Here is a 19,411-nt window from a genome sequence, read left to right on the forward strand (position 1 = left end):
CAAAAATCGGCTTCAGCCCTGGCGGGCCGGCACGCGCACGACCAGCCCGTCGAGAGCGTCGCGCACCTTGATCTGGCATGACAGCCGCGAGTTCGGCTGGACCTCGTAGGCGAAATCCAGCATGTCCTCTTCCATGGCTTCCGGCTCGCCGACCTCCGCCGTCCAGGCTTCGTCGACATAAACATGGCAGGTCGCGCAGGCGCAGGCGCCGCCGCATTCCGCTTCTATTCCCGGCACCGCATTGCGGATCGCATTTTCCATGACGGTCGAGCCGTTTTCGGCATCCACGTCAAAATGCGTGCCGTCATGGGCGATGAAGGTCAGTTTGGTCATTTGTCACCTGAAGGGAGTCTGAGCCGACATAATCACTCTGCCGGACAAGTCAACTGCGGCGCCAAAGCGCCCGTGCGTGGCGTCTTTGGGATAAGTCCTATCGGCTGATGGCGGCGACGAAGTCGCGCACTTCTTCGATCAGCGAGCCAAGCCGCTTCAGCGTGCTGGCGTCTTCGGGCCGGCATTCGATCGCGCTGGCGCAATCGGCAATGGCGAAGGCGCCGACCCCGCGCGCCGAACCTTTGAGCCCGTGTGCCAATAGCAGCCGCTGCCTGACATCCGCATCGACGATCTTGTCGCGCACCGACAGCGCCTGCTGCACGAACAGAGTCAGCACCTCCTGCTCGAGGCTCCGATCGCCCATCGTCTGGCGCGCAAGATGCGCCAGGTCGATCGGCCGCGCCCCGGCTGTCCCCGACACGTCGCCACCGGGCATCGAAAAGGCAATGCCGTTTTCGCCACGTATCACTTTGAGACTCCGTTCTTCGACCGCCGCAAAAACTAGGCGTATCCGGTGGACAACGGGTTAATGATTGGCCCGGAAAAATGTCGCGATAACGGCGCCGGAATCACGGCTGTGTTAACCTTATATTTAAAGTTTTACGTATCGGGCGGAATGCATGTTTTCTTTACCCGGCTGTGTCATTACGATACGACAGGTCCATTTTCAGCCTCCTGCGTGGGACACGCTAGGCAGAATCAATAAGCACAACCATAAGTCCCGCGGCAGCTTGTACAGGGTAGCGAAGGCATGGCGAAGAAACCAACGACGACAAGAACGCTCGACAGCGACGTAGCCAGGGAACTTGAAAAGGCACTTGATATCGATCTGAGCGGCGATGCCGGCGGCGACTTCGACATGGCTGCATCCATGGAAGATCTCGAAGCACAAATATCGCAAGCCGCCGACGAACTGGCGCGCGAAGGTCGCAGCCAGAACGAAGCGCCTGCCCCGGACCAGACCCAGAACGCGGCACCTGCCGCCAATCAAGGCCAGATCGCAAATCCCGCGCCAAAGGCCAAGCCGGCTGAGTTGCGTCCTGTCGCAACGCGCAATGGCTCCCAGCCGGCAGCTTTCTCGCCGGCCAACGACGATCGTCAAAAAGACTATAAGACGCTCCTGCACACCCTCAATCGCCGCGCCTCGAACACGATCTACTGGGTCGTGGCTTTCGTTTCGCTGGCCTGGATCGCCGGCGCTGGCGGCCTTGCGAACCTGTTGTTCGGACCTGGCATCTGGAACATCCGCACCTTCGATCAGTTTTTCGCCCGTCCGGAGCTGATCGGCCTGGCGGTCGCGGCAATAGTGCCCGTCATCCTGTTCTGGGCATTCGCAGTGATGATTCGCCGCGCTCAGGAGATGCGCCTTGCCGCGCAGTCGATGACCGAGGTGGCCTTCCGTCTGGCCGAGCCGGAAAATCTTGCCCAGGATCGCGTCATGATGATCGGCCAAGCGGTTCGCCGCGAGGTGGCAGCCATGGGCGAAGGCATCGAACGCACGCTTGCGCGTGCCGTCGAGCTCGAAACGCTGGTCCACAGCGAGGTGAACCAGATCGAGCGCTCCTATTCAGAGAACGAGTCCCGCATCCGCTCGCTGGTCGACGGGCTGGGCAGCGAGCGCGAAGCGGTCGTCACCCATGCCGAGCGCGTGCGCGCCTCGATCACCGGCGCCCACGAGACACTGAAAGACGAGATCAACGCCGCCAGCGATATCATTCGCGACAGCATTCTCAACGCCTCGACCAAGCTGTCGATGACGATCAACGAATCCGGCGACACGCTGATCGACAGGATCAACGGAAGCTCGATGTCGATCTTCGATTCGGTGGAAGGCCGGCTCGAATCGATCACCGATCGGCTGTCGACGTCGGGCGAGGCCTTCGCCAGCCTGCTCGACACCCGGATCGCCAAGCTGACGGACACCACCGACGGCCTGACGCGGTCACTGACCGACCTGCTCGACGACCGCACGAGCGGCATGGTGTCGCTGCTCGGCGGTGCCGCCCGCACACTCAATTCGGAATTCGAAGCCAGTCTCAACGGCATCGAGCGGACGCTTGCTGAACGTGGCCAGGCGCTGATCAGCGAGTTCCAGACCCGCGCCGAGGCGCTCGACACCGGCACGCAGAAGCTCAACGCCGCGCTGGAGGCTCGCGCACGCCAGATCAACGAGACGCTGGTCGAGCGCGCCCGCGAAATCGCCCACACCTTCCAGGATAGCAAGGAGACGCTGTCGGCGATGATCGATCAGGGCAAGACCCAGATCGGCGCCGACATGGCCGACATCATTTCATCGACCTCGACCATGCTTGAAGCCCGCGCCGGCGATTTCGCCGGGCGCATGGAAGCGGCGCGCCATGTCGTATCGCGTTCGTTCGATACGGACATCGAGCGGCTTGCCGATGCTCGCGCCGGCATCGAGGAAGCCGTCGAGAACCACAGCCGCAAGCTTTCCGAAAGCCGCGACCGGATGGCGGCGGCAATGCAGGCCGATCTGGCGAAGTTCGCCGAAGGTCGCGCCGAAATCGACGCAGCGGTGGCTAACCAGGTGCAGAAGCTAGCCGAAGGCCGCGGCCTGATCTCGCGCGCCCTTGAAGAGGATCTGCGCAAGGTCAACGAATCGCGCGCAGCGATCGACGCTTCGCTGGGCAGCCATCTCGAAAGCCTTGAAGAGGGTCGCAACAGGCTTGCCCAGGCCTTGAACGAAGACTCTGGAAAACTCGTGCAAGCCCGCACGATAATTGATGAAATGGTTGCCGGGCATGTCGGCAAGCTCGCCGAGGGCCGCAGCATCCTTTCGCGCGCGCTCGAGGCCGACCTCGGCAAACTGGCAGAGAGTCGCGCCAGCATCGACGGCCTCGTCGCCGGTCAAGTCGAAAAGATCGCCGAGGGTCGCGCCATACTCGCCAGTGCGCTGGAAGCCGACATCGCCGGCATCAATGGCCTCATTGAGGCCCATTCGGCGAAATTGGCGCAAGACCGCAGCGGGCTTTCCCAGTCACTCGATAACGACCTGTCCGACATCAGGAGCCTGATCGCCGATCATTCTGGCAGGCTCGCCGACGACCGCAGCCTGCTTTCGAAGACGCTTGAAGACGATCTTGCCAAGCTGGCCGAAAGCCGGTCGAGCATCGATGGGCTGGTTGCCGGCCAGGTCGAGAAGCTGGCCGAAGGCCGCGACATCCTCAAGCGCGCGCTTGAATCGGACCTAAACGCGATCAAGGGCGTCATCGCCAGCCAGTCTGAAAAGCTGGCGGAAGACCGTGGCCAGTTGTCGCGGGCACTGGAGAGCGACCTGGAGGCTGTGCGGGGCGTTGTCTCCGATCACATGAACAAGCTCGCCGAAGACCGTTCGACCCTTTCGAAGGCGCTCGAAGACGATCTCGCCAAGTTGGCCGAAAGCCGCTCGAGCATCGATGTGATGGTTGCCGGCCAGGTCGAAAAGCTGGCAGAGGGCCGCGACATCCTCAAGCGTGCGCTCGAAGCCGATCTGAGCACCGTCAAGGGCGTCATCGCCAGCCAGTCCGAAAAGCTGGCGGAAGACCGTGGTCAGCTGTCGCGGGCACTGGAGACCGATCTCGAGACCGTGCGGGGCGTCGTCTCCGAACATATGAACAAGCTTGCCGAAGACCGTTCGGCCCTGTCGAAAGCGCTCGAGGACGATCTTGCCAGGCTGGCAGAGAGCCGTTCGAGCATCGACGGGCTGGTCGCCGGCCAGGTCGAGAAGCTGGCTGAGGGTCGCGACATCCTCAAGCGCGCCTTGGAAGACGATCTTGCCAAGCTGGCCGAAAGCCGCTCGAGCATCGACGGACTGGTTTCCGGCCAGGTCGAGAAACTGGCCGAAGGCCGCGATATCCTCAAGCGCGCCTTGGAGGCCGATCTCAACACGATCAGGGGCGCCATCGCCGATCAGTCGCAGCTATTGACCGATAATCGCGCGCAGTTTTCGCGTGCGCTGGAAGCCGATCTCGGCAACGTCAACAGCCTTGTCGCAACCCACGCAGAGAAGCTCGTCCAGGACCGCTCGACCCTGTCGAAGGCGCTCGAGGACGATCTCGCCAAGCTGGCCGAAAGCCGCTCGAGCATCGATGGGCTGGTTGCCGGCCAGGTCGAGAAACTGGCGGAAGGCCGCGACATCCTCAGGCGCGCGTTGGAAGCCGACCTGGAGAGGCTTGCAATGAGCCGCAGCGAGGTCGACGAGATTGTCGCCGGTCATGTCGGCAAGCTGAGCGAGGGTCGCGACATGCTGACCCGCGCACTGCAGGACGATCTCTCCAGGCTCGCCGAAACGCGCAAGGATGTCGACCGTTCGCTGTCCGGCCATATCGACCAGATCGCCGCCAGGAGCACCGACATCTCCGATGCGATCGCTGCGGACGTAGAAAAGATCGAGCAGGCGTTCAGCCGGCAGACAGGCATCATTGAAGAGCGCGCCAGCACAATGGAGCGGGCGCTGTCGACGGGTGTCGACAACGTGCGCAGTGTGCTCGAAAGAAGCGCGGTCTTCGTCGCCGGCGCGCTGCGCGAGAAGGTCATGGAAGTTACCAGCGCGCTGCATGAGCAGGCGGGCGCGGCATTCAGCGATGCCGACCGCAAGATCGCCGAGCGCGCCGAGCAGACCTCGGCCGCCCTGCTCGCCAGGGCGGAGGACATCGCCCGCACCTTTGAAGAGGCGGATCGTCGCCTCGCCGCCCGCGCCGAGGATACGTCGAGCGCACTGATTGCCCGCGTCGACGACACGTCGAACAGCTTGCTCGCGCGTGCCCAGGAAACGGCCGATCAGCTGGCAGCCAGAGCAAGTGAGATTGCCGGCACCTTCGACGCGGCGGACCACAGGCTGGTCTCTCGCGCCATCGAAACGGCCCAGTCGCTGGCGGCGCGTGCCGGCGACATCCTGCGCAATTTCGAAACAGCCGACGAGCGGCTGGGCGTGCGCATCGGCGAATCCGCCGAAGCGCTCGCGGCACGCGCGTCGGATCTCGGCCGCATTTTCGATGCCGCCGACCAGCAACTTATTTCGCGCATTGCCGAGGGCTCCGAAGCACTTTCGGCCCGTGCGTCCGAGATCGGCCGCATCTTCGAGGAGGCCGATCATCGCCTGGTGTCCCGTATCGCTGACAGCAGCACCGCAATCGGCGAACATGCCGACACCATTGTCGGTGCCTTCACCAGCACCGAGCAGCGGGTTGCCGAACGCGCCAGGCAGACTGGCCAGGAACTCGCAGTCCATGCCCGTGAAATCGAGCAACTGCTTGCCGGTGCCGACGAACGCCTGGCATCGAGTGCTGCCGCCACTGCGGCCCGCGTCGAGGAGCAGGTCGCCAGCGTCGAGAACCGCCTCGCTTACTCCGCCGAGACAATGGGCCAAAAGCTCAACGAACAAGTCTCGGGTGCCGAAGCGCAACTGGTCTCGCGTGCCAACACCATCGCCGAAACCTTCACCGCGGTCGGCCAGCATATCGGTCAGAGCACCAATGACGCTGCAAAGACCATCGGTGCCAATACTCGCGAGCTCAGTACGATGCTTGCGGCCCGTTCGGCAGAAATATCGAAAATCCTGGACGAGACGGCGCGGCCTCTGGTCGAGCGCTTCGCCCAGGGCGGCTCCGAGCTGCAAAAGAGCATGGAAGAGGTCACCGAACGTGCGACCGAGAAGCTGCGCAATCAAAACGCCGCCCTCGTCGACGCCATCGCCAGCCGCACGGCCGAAACCCTGTCGGCCGTCGAAGGCGCGCGCTCGACGCTTGCCGACAGCGTTGCCGACCTCATCGGCCGCATGACCACCTCCAGCTCGCAGCTCGGTCAATTGATCGAGCAGGCGGCGACCAATCTCGGCCAGGTCGACGAACGCCTGACCGGGAGCACGCAAAGCTTCGCGGCGACCACGGAAAAGACCGCGCAGACCTTCGCCAGTTCGGCGCGTCTGGTCGATTCGAACACGACGCGGCTCACCGAGCTGTCGTCGTCGACCTTGCGCGAGGTTGCTTCAATCGCCACCAAGTTCGACGAGCACAGCCGGTTGCTTTCCAGTGCCTCGGACCTGTTGAGCTCGGCCCAGAGCAATCTTGAGCACACGCTCGAAAGGCAATCGTCGCTGGAGGACCTTGCCGTCGGCCTTGTGAAGAAGTCGGAAGATCTCGAAAGGGTCATGCGCTCGTTCGAGAATCTGGTCGGCCAGACGCTGCAGAACGCCGAGGGCAAGACGCTGGAATCCGCCGACAAGATCCGTACCGCGATTTCCGAAGTGGTCGATTCGGCAACCAAGCGCTTTGCCGATGCGACCGAGGAGATGCGGCGTACCGCCGGCTCGATCAAGAGCGAGCTCGACCTCACCCGGGCCGAGCTTAAGAAAGGCGTCATCGAGATGCCGGAAGAGGCAAAGGAATCAACCACGGCTATCCGCCGTGCCGTTTCAGAGCAGATCAACGCGCTGAAGGAACTTTCTGAAATCGTTGCGAAATCTGGCCGCAGCGCCGACAGTTCGGAACAGCGCAACCTGCGTCCGGCGCCGCAAGCGCCTGCCGCACGCCCCGCCGAACCGCCACGTCGCCCGGCTCCGGCTCCCGAACAGCGCCGTGCACCGCAGGCGCCTTCGGGCGAGACGGCGCTGCGCGGCACGCTCGACCTCGAACGTCCCGCAGACCAAGCGCCGCGCCAGCGCGACCCCAACGGCCGCACGCCGCAGGGCGGTTGGGTGCGTGACCTCCTGACCGGTGCATCGCGCGAAGACGACGCCAAGCCGGCAGCGCCTGCCGAAGCGCCGCGCCCGGCTCCCGCTGCGCGTTCGCCGCTTCATGTCGTGGAATCGCTGAACTCGCTCTCGGTCGATATCGCACGCGCCATCGATCACGACGCCTCGATCGAGTTGTGGAACCGCTACCGGCGCGGCGAGCGCGACGTCTTCACGCGCCGACTTTACACGCTGAAGGGCCAACAGACGTTCGACGAGATCCGCCGCAAATATCAGTCAGAGGCGGAGTTCCGCGCTGCTGTCGATCGTTACTGCGACGATTTCGAAAAGCTGCTCAAGGACGTGTCGCGCAACGACCGCGACAACATCATGGCGCAGACCTACCTGACGTCGGACACCGGCAAGGTCTACACCATGCTTGCCCATGCCAGCGGCCGTCTGCACTAAGCGGCGGGACAGGAAAACAGAAAGTGCACTCTGCCCTTTCTGCTTAGACCCGATACTGAAAAAGATAGTCCGCAAATCTCCTGATTTGGTCGGATGTTTGCGCCCAGAGCAGAGGCCGGTATCTCGTGGCAATGCAGACAATTCGCGGTGATCTGCTTCAGCTTGCGCTCGACGGAACGTTCGATGTCATTGTGCATGGATGCAACTGCCAGTGCCAGATGGGCAAAGGAATTGCTCTTTCCATAAAGCAGCGTTTTCCCGAAGCATATGCTGCGGATTGCGCGACATTGAAGGGTGACCCAGCCAAGCTGGGAAGCATATCCGTTGCCGAAATCAAGCGAGGCAGCCGCATTTTCCATGTTGTCAACGGCTACACTCAGTTCCATTGGCAGGGCAAAGGCGTGAAAGCCGACTACCAGGCAATTCGAAAAGTCATGCAGGCCGTCAAAGGTAAATTCGCGGGCAAAAGAATCGGCTACCCGAAAATTGGCGCAGGGCTGGCTGGAGGTGATTGGGAAACCATAGCCTCAATCATCAACGATGAACTCGCGGGCGAAGATCATACGCTTGTCGAATACGCTCCGTGAGCTGCTTCGGTCTCCAGCCGCCTCACAGCAGCTAGCCCGGTTCAGATCACGGTGTCCGTCCAGCGGACGATTTGCCCGGCCGCATCGCCGAACGCGGCATCGAGCGCGCCGACATAGGCCTGGTTGCCATTGCCCGAAACGGGCGCGATGGCGCTAAACGTCTTCGAAGCGCGCACTTCACCGTTGCGGTCATTCAACAGGCGCACGAACAGCTCGACCTCGGCATGTTCGCCGCCATCGACACGCACCTCGAACGAGCGGATCTCGACGATCACCTGATAGTCGATCGCCAGCCCCTCGCCTGGCTTGCCGACGCCGGTGAAGCTGCCCGAGCGCTGGAACGTCTCTGCCAGCCGCGCCTGTACGATCATCGGCAGCCGGTCGGCCCATTGCGCGCCCTTGAGATACTGGATCGATCGCGGCGATGGCTTAATGACGATGTTCTGGCTGTCCAGCGCCTTGAGCGCCGATGGCTGAGCGATGAGTATCTGGCGACGGCTGTGGGCACGCGCTTCCAGCGACGGCGCCGAAAGCTCAAACGTATCCAGCGGCGCCGGCTTGCCGCCCAGCGCCGCGCAGCCGGCGAGCGAAAGCGCCAGCAGTGCCGCTCCGGTCTTGAACCCACTCGATCTGACGCTGCCTGAACTGATCGATTTCAAACGCGATCCCCCCCGGATCGTGGAAACAACGCGCATCCGCAAGCTATGTTCTTGCGGTGGGCGCAGGCCGAAGTCAACGGCGCACCCTGCCGTCGAACTGCCGGACCTCACCCTCGCCGCCGGACAGGATCCGCTGTGGATTGCGGCTGAGGTCGGTCACCGCCTCTTCGATGCGGTTGATCGAACGACGGCTGTCCTGGACCAGCGATTCGACGTTTTGCAGCCCCTGTCCCGAGAACCGCGCCAGATTGTCGGTGATGGTGCCGAGGCGGGCGTTCAGCGTGTCGGCGACCTGCTTGAACGATTTGAGCGTCGCCCTCGCATCGGCCATGACGCCGTCGGCCTGACCGGAGCCGAGCAGTTTGTCGACCTTGGCAAGGATACCGTCGACTCGCACCGAGGCATCGTTGAGGCGTCCTGCGAGCTGGTGCGCGTCTTTGATGGTTTCATCGATGTCGTCGGCTCGGTTGGCGAACTTGTTGGTCACCTTGGCGATGTCGGCGGCAGCCTCGTTGGCGTTTTCGCTGGCCTTTTGGATATTGGCCAGCGCGGTGCGAACCTCAGCCGGATCGATGCCGTCGAGAACGCCGTCGACCTTGGCCAGCGTGCCTTGCGTCTTCTGGGCGAAGTCGTTGATCGAGCCGACCGCGGTGTCCACGTTCTTGATGACCGTGTCGAACTGCTTGCTGGTTTCCTTGAGGTTGGAAGTGACTGTGTCGACATTGGCGACGATGCTCTTGATCTGGTCCTTGTCGACGGCGTTGAGTAGCCCTTCCGCCGCCTTCAGGGTGCCGTCGAGCTTGCCCGAAACACCCTTCAGTTCGTCCGCCAGCGAGCTGACGCTGGCCAGGAACTTGTCGACGCCGTCCGCATTCCTGGCCAGTGCATCGGAGAAGGTCTGGACATTGTTGACGGTTTGCGTCAGCGGCCCGCGAACATCCTTGGTGAAGCCTTCGAGCTCCGAAAGGACCTTGTCGGCGCGGGTGAAGATGTTCTGCGCCGTCTGCAGCAGGTTGGTGACCGCCGACGGATTGGCGACGATCTCGGCGACACGGCCTTCCTTTTCCGCCTCGTCGAGAAGTTTTGGCTCCTTGGGGTCGGCGCCCTTGAGCTCGATGTTGGCCTGGCCGGTGAGGCCGGCAAGCCCGATATCGGCCTGCGTCGACTTGGTGATGGGTGTATTCCGGTCTATTTCGGTGTCGGCGATAGCAGCGGTCGGATTGTCGACGTCGATATAGACACGGCGCACGTCGCCGACTTTGACGCCATTGAACAGCACGAAACTGCCACGGCCGAGCCCCGAAGCGGAGCCTGGAATGCGCACGCGCAGCACCGTCGTCTCACCCTTTTCGCCGATTGCCGCCGTCCAATAGACGAAAGCGAAAGCCGCGAGGATCGCGGCCAGCGTGAAAATGCCGACAATGACGTAGTTGGCCCTGGTTTCCATTGCTCACTTATGGCTATGCGCGCGCCGCAAGATCAAGTTGCCGGGCGCGTTTTCCGCGGAAATAGGATTTTACCCAGGGTTCCTCGCTCCTGAGCATGTCGTCGATCGTGCCCTCGACCAGCACTTTCTTTTTGCCAAGCACCGCCACGCGGTCGCACGCCGTAAACAGCGTGTCGAGATCGTGCGTGACCATATACACGGTCAAATCCATCGTATCGCGCAGCTTGACGACCAATTCGTCGAACTCAGCCGCGCTGATCGGATCGAGCCCGGACGTCGGTTCGTCGAGAAAAACGATGTCCGGGTCGAGTGCCAGGGCGCGCGCCAGCGCAGCACGCTTGATCATGCCGCCCGAGAGCTCGGAGGGGAATTTCTGCGCCGCATCCGGCGGCAATCCGACCAGCTCGACCTTGAGCATGGCAAGTTCGTCCATCAGCTTCTTCGGCAAATCGAGATATTCGCGCATCGGCACCTGAACGTTTTCGAGGACCGTCAGCGCCGAAAAAAGGGCGCCATGCTGGAACAGCACGCCAAGCCGCATGTCGATGCGAAGGCGCTCCCTTTCGGTTGCCTTCTCGACGTCGACGCCGAACAGTTTGATTGTTCCCGATTGCTTGCGCGTCAAGCCAAGGATGGTGCGCAAGAGAACAGATTTGCCGGCACCGGAGGCACCGACGAAGCCGAGAATCTCCCCGCGCCAGATATCGAGCGACAGTTTGTCCAGAACGACCTGATCGGCGAACGACACCGTGACGTCGTGCGCCGACAGCACGATCTCGTCTTCTTTGGCTTTCGCCGCCACCTTGGTCGTGTTTGTGCCCGGCAGCGCCATCTCAGAACTCGATCGCTGCATAGAACATGGCGAAAAGCCCGTCGAGGATAATGACCACGAAGATCGACTTCACCACGGAGGCGGTCACATGCTGGCCAAGCGATTCGGCGCTGCCGCCAACCTTCATGCCCTCGACCGAGGCAATTATGCCGATGATCATGGCCATGAACGGCGCCTTGATCAGGCCGGCAAAGATGGTGCTGAGGTCGATTGCGACACGCAGCCGGTCGATGAACGCTGCCGGTGCAATATCGGAGTAGAGCCATGCAGCCAAAATGCCGCCGCCCAGTGCGGCAAAGTTGGCGATGATCGTCAGGCAAGGCAACGCGACGACCAGCGCGACGAGCCGCGGAAACACCAGCACGCCGATTGGGTTAAGACCGATCACCTTCAGCGCATCGACCTCCTCGCGCATCTTCATCGAGCCGATCTCGGCGGTGATCGCACTACCGGAGCGGCCGGCGATCATGATCGCCGTCATCAGCACGCCGAGCTCGCGCAGGATCAGCACCCCGACCAGGTCGACGACGAAGATGTCGGCGCCGAAATAGCTGAGCTGATAAGCGCCTTGCTGGGCGACGATCGCACCGACGATGGCCGACATCAGCACGACTACCGGTATGGCGCCGACACCCATGCGATCGATCTGGTTGAAGATTGCCGCCATGTTGACGGCATGGCCACGGCCAAGCTTCATCTGCGAGCCGCGTATCGTGGCGCCGAGGATATTCATTGCGGCCAGGAAATCGTCGCGCATCTCATAAACGCGCCGGCCAACCGCCTCGAGCCCGCGAATGATGAAGTTGGGCGGCTTTGCCGGACCTGATTCGGGCTCGCGACGAACGGCGTCCCCGACGGCGCCAAGCAGGATCGAGGCTATCTCGCTTTGCCCCTGCATCGTGATCTCGACGCCCTTCTTTTCGAAGCTGCTGACCAGGCGGTCGATCAGCCACGCCCCGGCTGTGTCCATCTTCTCGATTTGTGAAAGGTCGAGCGCCAGCGTCTTGAAGCCGCTGCGCTTCTCGATCTTGCGCATCTCGGCATCGACCAGCGCCACGGTGCGCGTCGTCCAGGTTCCCGAGAAAGCGCAGCCGAGAACGCCGCCCTCCTCGCCGATCGCGATGCGCGGCTGGTGATCGGGCTCCTTGGCAGGGCCGCTTGCGTCGCGTTTGCGGATGGTCAACATGGCGTCCTGTTTAGCCTGACGGGGCCGACCTGTCGATTTGCCGATATCCTCCTTGTTGCACAGCCGGAGCAGAAAAATATGGCGCGTGTCATTTCGGTCGAGGCCGAGCGCTTTCCGATAGCCGGGACCTTTACCATTTCGCGCGGCTCGAAGACCGAAGCGGAGGTGATTTCCTGCGCCATCACCGAAAACGGCCGTACAGGACGCGGCGAATGCGTCACTTACAAGCGCTATGGCGAAACCATGGAGGGTGTGCGCGACGCGATCGAGGCGATGCGCAGCGAGATCGCGCGCGGCATCAGCCGCATCGCCCTGCTCGATGCCATGCCTGCCGGCGCGGCACGCAGTGCCATCGACTGCGCGCTCTGGGACCTGGAAGCGAAGATCAGCGGAACACCCGTGGCGCATACGATACGAACCGTTCCGTTACGACCGCTTGAGACGGCGTATACATTGTCGCTCGCCGAGCCGGAGGCGATGGCGGCGCAGGCCCGCGCTAACGCCCAGCGCCCGCTACTCAAGGTCAAGATCGGCGGCGACAACGACATCGCGCGCATCCGTGCAGTGACGGCGGCAGCACCCGACAGCCGAATCATTCTCGACGCCAATGAGGGCTGGAATGACGACAATATCGTCGCAAACCTCGCCTTTGCCGCCGAGCACGGTATCGTCTTGATCGAACAGCCGCTGCCGGCGGGACATGACGGTATTCTTCGCCACATCGCGCATCCGGTACCGATCTGTGCCGACGAAAGCGTGCACGAGGCGAAGGACCTTGAAGCGCTTGTCGGCCTTTACGACGCCGTCAACATCAAGCTCGACAAATCGGGTGGCCTGACCGCTGCACTCGTGCTTCGCGACCGCGCCCGCGAACTGGCTCTTGGTGTCATGGTCGGCTGTATGGTCGGCACATCGCTTGCGATGGCGCCGGCCGTGCTGTTGGCGCAGGATGCCGATTTCGTCGATCTCGACGGTCCGCTGCTGCTGGCCAGCGACCGCGTTCCCGGTCTCGTCTACCAAGGTTCGCTGGTGTCACCGCCCGAGCGGGCGCTGTGGGGCTGACCGCGCGGCAAGCCCGATCAGAGCCAGGCCCGTCAGAGCGATCGGGATCATCGCAAAGAAGCCATTTGCGCCGAAGCGGTCGTAAAGAGGACCGGAAATCAGCGTCGCCGCCGCCATGAAGAAGCCATTGGAGAAGTAGGCGATGCCTTGCGCCGCCCCGGTGCGTTCTTCCGCGACCGTCTCACCGATCATCTTTTGCAGGCCGATCAGCACCAGCGCCACCGAAACCGCGTGCAGCGTCTGGATCGCGAAAAACCCGCCAACGCCAAGCCCAAGCGGCCAGATCAGCGGAAAGGCGAACCAGCGCACGATCGCGCCGATCCCGGCAATCAGCATGATTGAGACGACCGAGAAGGAGGCGAAAGCGCGGGTGAAAACGACGAACATGCATATCTCGGCGACGACGCCCCACCCCCACAGAAGCCCGACAACCGAATCGCTGATGCCGATCGACTTCCAGTAGATCGACACGAAACCGTAGAGAAATGCGTGGCTGGCGGTGATGACGCCGACGCCTGTCGAAAAATAGAGGAAGTACCGGTTGAGGAGTTTCGGTACCGATTGCTGGATATCGGCGGCCGAAAGCGGCGAGGCGCGGCGTGGACGGCCGAGGCGCGGCGCAATCAGTCCGGCGGCTAGCGCGGCACACAGCGCCGCGAAGATGACCACCGGGACAGCCTGGGCACCGCTCGCCGACAGGATGAAACCGCCGGCGAGATTGGCGCAGAGATAGGAGATCGAGCCCCATTTGCGCATGCTTGCGTAATTCGAGTCGAAGCGGCGAACACCTGAAAGGGCGAGCGAATCGGCAATCGGCGAATGCGGCGTCCAGACCACCGTCAGGGCCAGCGACACGGCAAGTACCGTTGTGTAGGTCGGCGGCAGGAGGTAGCCGGCGGACAGGATCAGCGATGCGGCGACCAGCGCAACATAGACATTGGCGCGATCGCTCGCTTTGTCTGCCAGCGCAGTAAGAAAAGGCGTCGTCGCCACGCGCAGGAACATCGGCGCGGCGAGGATCACGGCTATCTGTTCGGCATGGAACCCCTTCGCCTGCAGCCACAGCGGGAAATACGGCACATGCGTCCCGAGCGGAACGAAGAGCGTAAAGAAGATCAAGCTCATGCGCAGTTCGAAATGGCGTGGCTTGACGAGCTGTTCGGGCGAAAGCGGCGGCAGCGAGGACATTGACAGGCGATCCGTCGGCACGGCATTCAGCCGGGTCGGCCCGCCACACCTGCCGCTGCTTAACACGGCGAAAAAGTCGATGAAACCGCTGGACTAACCGATTGAAGCGAGATGCGGCCGGATTTGGTCAAGCCGCCTGGACTGCCCTGCCCTTGATGTCGATCGGCACGAGCACCTCGCTGCCGACCGGAGTCTCCGGCAGGACATGCGCCCAGTGCAGGATCTCCATCCTGCCGTCAAAATGCTCGACCACCGCCGTGCAGCTCTCCACCCAGTCGCCCGTGTTGATGTATTGCACGTCCTCATAGCTTTCGATCGCGGCATGGTGGATGTGCCCGCAGATCACGCCGTCGACATGCGAGCGGCGCGCCTCCTCGGTCAGCACGGTCTGGAACGAGCCGATGAAATTCACCGCCTTCTTGACCTTGACCTTGGCCCAGGACGAGAACGACCAATAAGGCAAGCCGAGCACCTGGCGCAGACGTGTGATGACGCGGTTGAGCAGCATCGCCGCGTCGTAGGCATAGTCGCCGAGATAGGCCAGCCAGCGCGCATTATGGACGACGGTGTCGAACTGGTCGCCATGGATGACAAGAAGGCGTTTGCCATCGGCGGTGTCGTGGATGGCGCGGTCGGCGACGACAATGCCGCCGAAATGAACGCCCTGGAACTGTCGCGCGAACTCGTCATGGTTGCCGGCGATGTAGGTGATGCTGGCGCCCTTGCGCGCCTTGCGCAGCAATTTCTGGATCACGTCGTTATGGCTTTGCGGCCAATGCCAGCTTCGTCTCAGGCGCCAGCCGTCGACGATGTCGCCGACGAGATAGATGATATCGGCATCGTGATGGCGCAGGAAATCGATCAGGAATTCGGCCTTCGCCGCCTTCGATCCGAGATGGACGTCGGAGATGAACATGCTGCGGAAAGTGCGAGGCTCTGCGCCGTACATCATTTGTCACCGTTGCTTTCGCCTGAGCCTATGCCCCGATTCATGCAACAACCGTATGACGGTTGCGATTGGTCCAGCCATCCGGATAGGTTGCGGCGGCAATCAGAGGAGAAAATCACCATGGATCTCGGCATTCGCGGCAAGAAGGCCATCGTCTGCGCTTCGAGCAAAGGCTTGGGACGCGGCTGCGCCATGGCACTGGCAGAGGCAGGTTGCGATCTGGTGATCAATGGCCGCAACGCCGACGTGCTGGCCAAAACCGCCGCTGAACTGCGCGAGAAATTCGGCGTCAAGGTGACCGAAATCGTCGGCGACGTATCCAAGCCCGATGTCCAGAAGGCGCTGCTTGCCGCCTGCCCCGATCCCGACATCCTCGTCAACAACAATGGCGGTCCGCCGTTTCGCGATTTCCGCGCGCTCGACCGCGAAAAGATCCTCGAGGGCGTCACCCAGAACATGGTGACCCCTGTCGAACTGGTTCAGGCCGTGATCGACGGCATGGCGGTGCGCGGCTTCGGCCGCATCGTCAACATCACCTCGCTGTCGGTCTATGTGCCTATCCCCGGCCTCGACCTGTCGTCCGGCGCCCGCGCCGGCCTCACTTCGTTGCTTGCCGGCGTCGCGCGGACGGTGATCGACCGCAATGTGACGATCAACAACATGCTGCCGGGAAAACTCGACACCGACCGGCTGCGCGGCCCGCACGAGGCCGGCACGCCCGAAGATCCAGCCGCCGCCGCCGCGCGCAAAGCGCAAGCAGCAGCCAACGTTCCGGCCAAACGGCTCGGTACACCGGAGGAATTCGGCCAGATCTGCGCCTTCCTGTGCTCGGTCCATGCCGGTTACCTGACCGGTCAGAACATACCGGTCGACGGCGGCCTCTATGTCAGTGCGTTCTAGCGAGAATCCAATGCTCAATGCCCACTGAATAGTGGGAGACGACCTCAAAAAGGGCGCCCAGTTCACAAGAACTAGGGTTAGTCCGCATGCTATGTCCTGCCTCGCAAATGAAAATGAGACCGGCGAATGGCGTCTATTTATCGCTTTGTTGCGCAAAAACTGCTGTCGCACGGGGTTCGAGACACGGCCGACGGCAACCTTGCAATTACCGACCGGAGATTGTTCCTTGACTTCGTTCGTCTAGAACGAGCGGTTAGGCTAGAGGATTTCGCCACAGTCCAGTCTGCGGTGGTGGCGATTGAAAATCGTTGCTTATCAATGGGTAAACGTCATATCGCGGTGTTTGCATACATGTATCTCAGGTTTTCGGATGCGGCCCCAAAGTTTACTCACCTGGACATCGAGCTTGAGGAAGAAGGAGGTATCCGCCGAACAGTCGACTACCGGCGTAGGGTGTCGTCGACAGAGCGACTTGTCGGCGAGTGGGCTGCCGCTTGGTACGATCGCTATTCCAAGAGTTTCTTTCGTGCACTTTATAGGAGCAACAGCCCCACAGCGAACTAGCGAAAGAATACCTAATCGTCCGCAAACCACCACCTGAAGCAGACATTCGGCTCGCAGCTCGCTCCAGCAACGCGCCTATCGCCCCAACATTTCAATGGCAGACCGTACAGGGCCGGCGGGCGGTGCAAGCCGTAAGCTCGCGCTTGCGACATATCACCTCTCGAAAAGCCTCGGCTGCATGCTAAGAGACTCAAAACACCAAACGGACTGAACTGAGGAGGCGGCCGTCATGACAGGCGAAAGCAAGAAGGCGGCCCGATCCGACCTCGACGAAGCGGCGCTTTATTTCCACAAGCATCCCCGTCCCGGAAAACTTGAAATCCAGGCGACGAAACCGCTGGGCAACCAGCGCGACCTGGCGCTTGCCTATTCGCCGGGTGTCGCCGCCCCCTGCCTTGAAATCCGCGACGATCCGGCAACCGCTGCCGACTATACAGCCCGCGCCAATCTTGTTGGCGTCGTCACCAACGGTTCGGCGGTGCTCGGCCTTGGCAATATCGGTCCGCTCGCCTCCAAGCCGGTGATGGAGGGCAAGGCGGTGCTGTTCAAGAAGTTCGCCGGCATCGATGTCTTTGACATCGAGATCGACGCACCGGGCATCGAGCGCATGGTCGAGACGATCTCGGCGCTGGAACCAACCTTCGGCGGCATCAACTTGGAAGACATCAAGGCGCCCGAATGCTTCGAAGTCGAGGAGCAGTTGAAAGCTCGGATGGGCATACCAGTCTTCCATGACGACCAGCACGGCACCGCCATCATCGTCGCCGCCGCCGTGCTCAACGGGCTGGAATTCGCCGGCAAGTCCATCTCAGACATCAAGATCGTCACGTCGGGCGCTGGTGCTGCGGCGCTTGCCTGCCTCAACCTACTGGTCTCGCTCGGCGCGCGGGTCGAAAACATCTGGGTCACCGACCGGTTCGGGGTCGCCCATAAGGGCCGCGTCGAGGAGATGGACCGCTGGAAAGACCCCTATGTCAAGGATACCGAGGCGCGCGCGCTGGCTGACGTTCTGCCCGGCGCCGACGTGTTTCTCGGCCTGTCTGCCGCCGGCGTACTGAAACCGGAACTGCTCCACCACATGGCGCCCAAGCCGTTGATCCTGGCGCTGGCCAACCCCAATCCCGAGATCATGCCGGAAGCGGCACGGGCGGCGCGACCCGATGCGATGATCTGCACCGGCCGCTCCGATTTCCCCAATCAAGTCAACAACGTACTCTGTTTTCCTTACATCTTCCGTGGCGCGCTGGATTGCGGCGCAAGTGCCATCAACGAAGAGATGAAAATGGCCGCCGTTCGGGCGATCGCAGCGCTTGCCCGCGAAGAGCCGTCCGACGTTGCCGCGCGCGCCTATTCCGGCGAGACGCCGATCTTCGGCCCGGAGTTCCTGATCCCCTCGCCTTTCGATCCGCGGCTGATCCTGCGCATTGCCCCCGCCGTTGCCAAGGCAGCCTGCGAGACCGGCGTCGCGACCCGGCCGATCACCGATTTCGCCGCCTATATCGACAAGCTGAACCGCTTCGTCTTCCGCTCCGGCCTGGTCATGAAGCCCGTGTTCTCGATGGCCAAGACGTCGAGCGCTAAGCGCGTCATCTATGCCGACGGCGAGGACGAGCGCGTGCTTCGCGCCGCGCAGGTCGTGCTCGAGGAAGGCATAGCCGAACCGATCCTGATCGGCCGCCCGCACGTCATCGACGTGCGGTTGAAACGCTATGGGCTGCGCATCAAGCCGGGCGTCGATTTCGGCCTGATCAACCCGGAAGACGATCCGCGTTACCGCCACTACGTCGACCTTTTGATCGAGCTTGCCGGCCGCCGTGGGGTGACTACGGAAGCGGCACGCACCATGGTGCGCACCGACAATACGGTGATCGCCGCCCTTGCCCTGAAGCGCGGCGACGCCGACGCCATGGTCTGCGGCCTTGAGGGCCGTTTCGAGCGCCATTTGCGCAACGTCACGCTGATCATCGGGCCACGCGCCGGCATTAGGGATCGCGACCTGTCGACGCTTTCCATGCTGATTTCGCAGCGCGGCATCATCTTCCTCACCGATACCCATGTCTCCGTCGATCCGACCGCCGAGGAGATTGCGGAGATGACCGTTCTGGCGGCCGAGGAGATTCAGCGTTTTGGCATCGAGCCCAAGGCAGCCCTGCTTTCGCATTCGGATTTCGGCTCCCGCGATTCGCCAAGCGCCATGAAGATGCGGCAGGCGGCGGCGATCCTGGCGCGCATCGCGCCCGACCTGCAATGCGACGGCGAGATGCATGCCGACTCGGCACTGTCGGAGCAGCTGCGCCAGCGCGTCTATCCGCATTCGCGGCTGAAGGGCGAAGCCAATCTGCTGGTGTTCCCCAATCTCGATTCGGCGAACATCACGCTGACCGCGCTGCGCACGATGATGGACGCGCTGCATGTCGGCCCGATCCTGCTCGGCACCGACAGCCCGGCGCACATATTGACGCCGTCGGTCACGTCGCGCGGCGTCGTCAACATGACCGCACTGGCAGTGGTCGAAGCCGCGCATAAGGCGCAAGCCATCGTCGAACTGGGATAGCCGCGGGCTTTC

Annotated in this window: 14 protein-coding genes; 6 read left to right on the forward strand and 8 right to left on the reverse strand. The window is 62.4% G+C overall.

Features of this window, described 5'->3' with window-relative positions; genetic code table 11:
- Window positions 1-12: 12 nt before the first annotated feature.
- The gene (locus NKH04_RS12480; protein ID WP_023674833.1) at window positions 13-333 is read right to left on the reverse strand and encodes a 2Fe-2S iron-sulfur cluster-binding protein; all 321 of its coding nucleotides are present in this window, start codon (window positions 331-333) and stop codon (window positions 13-15) included.
- 97 nt (window positions 334-430) lie between these two features.
- On the reverse strand, window positions 431-799 hold the full coding sequence (locus NKH04_RS12485; RefSeq protein WP_352971317.1) for an Hpt domain-containing protein: 369 nt from the start codon (window positions 797-799) through the stop codon (window positions 431-433).
- 285 nt (window positions 800-1,084) lie between these two features.
- Between NKH04_RS12485 and NKH04_RS12490 the strand changes: the two genes are divergently transcribed.
- The gene (locus tag NKH04_RS12490; protein WP_352971211.1) at window positions 1,085-7,471 is read left to right on the forward strand and encodes an apolipoprotein A-IV repeat region-like domain-containing protein; all 6,387 of its coding nucleotides are present in this window, start codon (window positions 1,085-1,087) and stop codon (window positions 7,469-7,471) included.
- 131 nt (window positions 7,472-7,602) lie between these two features.
- Complete coding sequence (locus tag NKH04_RS12495; RefSeq protein ID WP_352448960.1) at window positions 7,603-8,058, forward strand: macro domain-containing protein; 456 nt, start codon at window positions 7,603-7,605, stop codon at window positions 8,056-8,058.
- Window positions 8,059-8,099: 41 nt separating this feature from the next.
- Here the strand turns inward: NKH04_RS12495 and NKH04_RS12500 are convergent, their stop codons facing one another.
- The 4 genes from NKH04_RS12500 to NKH04_RS12515 are packed head-to-tail and all read right to left on the reverse strand — an operon-like array spanning window position 8,100 to window position 12,182.
- On the reverse strand, window positions 8,100-8,753 hold the full coding sequence (locus tag NKH04_RS12500; protein WP_352502487.1) for an ABC-type transport auxiliary lipoprotein family protein: 654 nt from the start codon (window positions 8,751-8,753) through the stop codon (window positions 8,100-8,102).
- Window positions 8,754-8,790: 37 nt separating this feature from the next.
- Entirely contained in the window at window positions 8,791-10,164 is a 1,374-nt protein-coding gene (locus NKH04_RS12505; RefSeq protein WP_352540616.1) for an MlaD family protein, read from the reverse strand.
- A 13-nt stretch (window positions 10,165-10,177) separates the two neighbouring features.
- Window positions 10,178-10,996: an ABC transporter ATP-binding protein gene (locus tag NKH04_RS12510; RefSeq protein WP_352613792.1), complete on the reverse strand. Its 819-nt coding sequence runs from the start codon at window positions 10,994-10,996 to the stop codon at window positions 10,178-10,180.
- Between the two features lies 1 nt (window position 10,997).
- Window positions 10,998-12,182: an ABC transporter permease gene (locus NKH04_RS12515; protein WP_352613793.1), complete on the reverse strand. Its 1,185-nt coding sequence runs from the start codon at window positions 12,180-12,182 to the stop codon at window positions 10,998-11,000.
- Between the two features lie 78 nt (window positions 12,183-12,260).
- Between NKH04_RS12515 and dgcA the strand changes: the two genes are divergently transcribed.
- Entirely contained in the window at window positions 12,261-13,244 is a 984-nt protein-coding gene (gene dgcA, locus NKH04_RS12520) for an N-acetyl-D-Glu racemase DgcA (protein WP_353044368.1), read from the forward strand.
- On the opposite strand, the gene NKH04_RS12525 is transcribed toward dgcA, so the two are convergent.
- Entirely contained in the window at window positions 13,215-14,432 is a 1,218-nt protein-coding gene (locus NKH04_RS12525) for an MFS transporter (RefSeq protein ID WP_352971206.1), read from the reverse strand. The two genes, dgcA and NKH04_RS12525, sit on opposite strands and share 30 nt — an antisense overlap.
- Before the next feature lie 127 nt (window positions 14,433-14,559).
- Window positions 14,560-15,348, reverse strand: a complete 789-nt coding sequence (locus tag NKH04_RS12530; protein WP_352613819.1) for a UDP-2,3-diacylglucosamine diphosphatase — start codon at window positions 15,346-15,348, stop codon at window positions 14,560-14,562.
- 153 nt (window positions 15,349-15,501) lie between these two features.
- Between NKH04_RS12530 and NKH04_RS12535 the strand changes: the two genes are divergently transcribed.
- The 3 genes from NKH04_RS12535 (at window position 15,502) to NKH04_RS12545 (ending at window position 19,399) form a co-directional block, all read left to right on the forward strand.
- Entirely contained in the window at window positions 15,502-16,281 is a 780-nt protein-coding gene (locus NKH04_RS12535) for an SDR family oxidoreductase (RefSeq protein WP_352471735.1), read from the forward strand.
- Window positions 16,282-16,407: 126 nt separating this feature from the next.
- Window positions 16,408-16,845: a hypothetical protein gene (locus NKH04_RS12540; RefSeq protein WP_352471736.1), complete on the forward strand. Its 438-nt coding sequence runs from the start codon at window positions 16,408-16,410 to the stop codon at window positions 16,843-16,845.
- Window positions 16,846-17,074: 229 nt separating this feature from the next.
- Window positions 17,075-19,399 (forward strand): NADP-dependent malic enzyme, encoded by a 2,325-nt coding sequence (locus tag NKH04_RS12545; RefSeq protein WP_352971203.1) that lies wholly within the window; start codon window positions 17,075-17,077, stop codon window positions 19,397-19,399.
- Window positions 19,400-19,411 lie beyond the last annotated feature (12 nt).

This window comes from Mesorhizobium sp. M1365 (genome assembly GCF_040317865.1).
Classification (GTDB): Bacteria; Pseudomonadota; Alphaproteobacteria; order Rhizobiales; family Rhizobiaceae; genus Mesorhizobium.

What these genes read in the sequence shown, in the direction of transcription:
- NKH04_RS12480 (WP_023674833.1), bottom strand. Translation starts at nt 333, where the DNA reads ATGACCAAACTGACCTTCATCGCCCATGACGGCACGCATTTTGACGTG.
- NKH04_RS12490 (WP_352971211.1), top strand. Translation starts at nt 1,085, where the DNA reads ATGGCGAAGAAACCAACGACGACAAGAACGCTCGACAGCGACGTAGCC.
- NKH04_RS12495 (WP_352448960.1), top strand. Translation starts at nt 7,603, where the DNA reads ATGCAGACAATTCGCGGTGATCTGCTTCAGCTTGCGCTCGACGGAACG.
- NKH04_RS12500 (WP_352502487.1), bottom strand. Translation starts at nt 8,753, where the DNA reads ATGCGCGTTGTTTCCACGATCCGGGGGGGATCGCGTTTGAAATCGATC.
- NKH04_RS12505 (WP_352540616.1), bottom strand. Translation starts at nt 10,164, where the DNA reads ATGGAAACCAGGGCCAACTACGTCATTGTCGGCATTTTCACGCTGGCC.
- NKH04_RS12510 (WP_352613792.1), bottom strand. Translation starts at nt 10,996, where the DNA reads ATGGCGCTGCCGGGCACAAACACGACCAAGGTGGCGGCGAAAGCCAAA.
- NKH04_RS12515 (WP_352613793.1), bottom strand. Translation starts at nt 12,182, where the DNA reads ATGTTGACCATCCGCAAACGCGACGCAAGCGGCCCTGCCAAGGAGCCC.
- dgcA (WP_353044368.1), top strand. Translation starts at nt 12,261, where the DNA reads ATGGCGCGTGTCATTTCGGTCGAGGCCGAGCGCTTTCCGATAGCCGGG.
- NKH04_RS12525 (WP_352971206.1), bottom strand. Translation starts at nt 14,432, where the DNA reads ATGTCCTCGCTGCCGCCGCTTTCGCCCGAACAGCTCGTCAAGCCACGC.
- NKH04_RS12530 (WP_352613819.1), bottom strand. Translation starts at nt 15,348, where the DNA reads ATGTTCATCTCCGACGTCCATCTCGGATCGAAGGCGGCGAAGGCCGAA.
- NKH04_RS12535 (WP_352471735.1), top strand. Translation starts at nt 15,502, where the DNA reads ATGGATCTCGGCATTCGCGGCAAGAAGGCCATCGTCTGCGCTTCGAGC.
- NKH04_RS12540 (WP_352471736.1), top strand. Translation starts at nt 16,408, where the DNA reads ATGGCGTCTATTTATCGCTTTGTTGCGCAAAAACTGCTGTCGCACGGG.
- NKH04_RS12545 (WP_352971203.1), top strand. Translation starts at nt 17,075, where the DNA reads ATGACAGGCGAAAGCAAGAAGGCGGCCCGATCCGACCTCGACGAAGCG.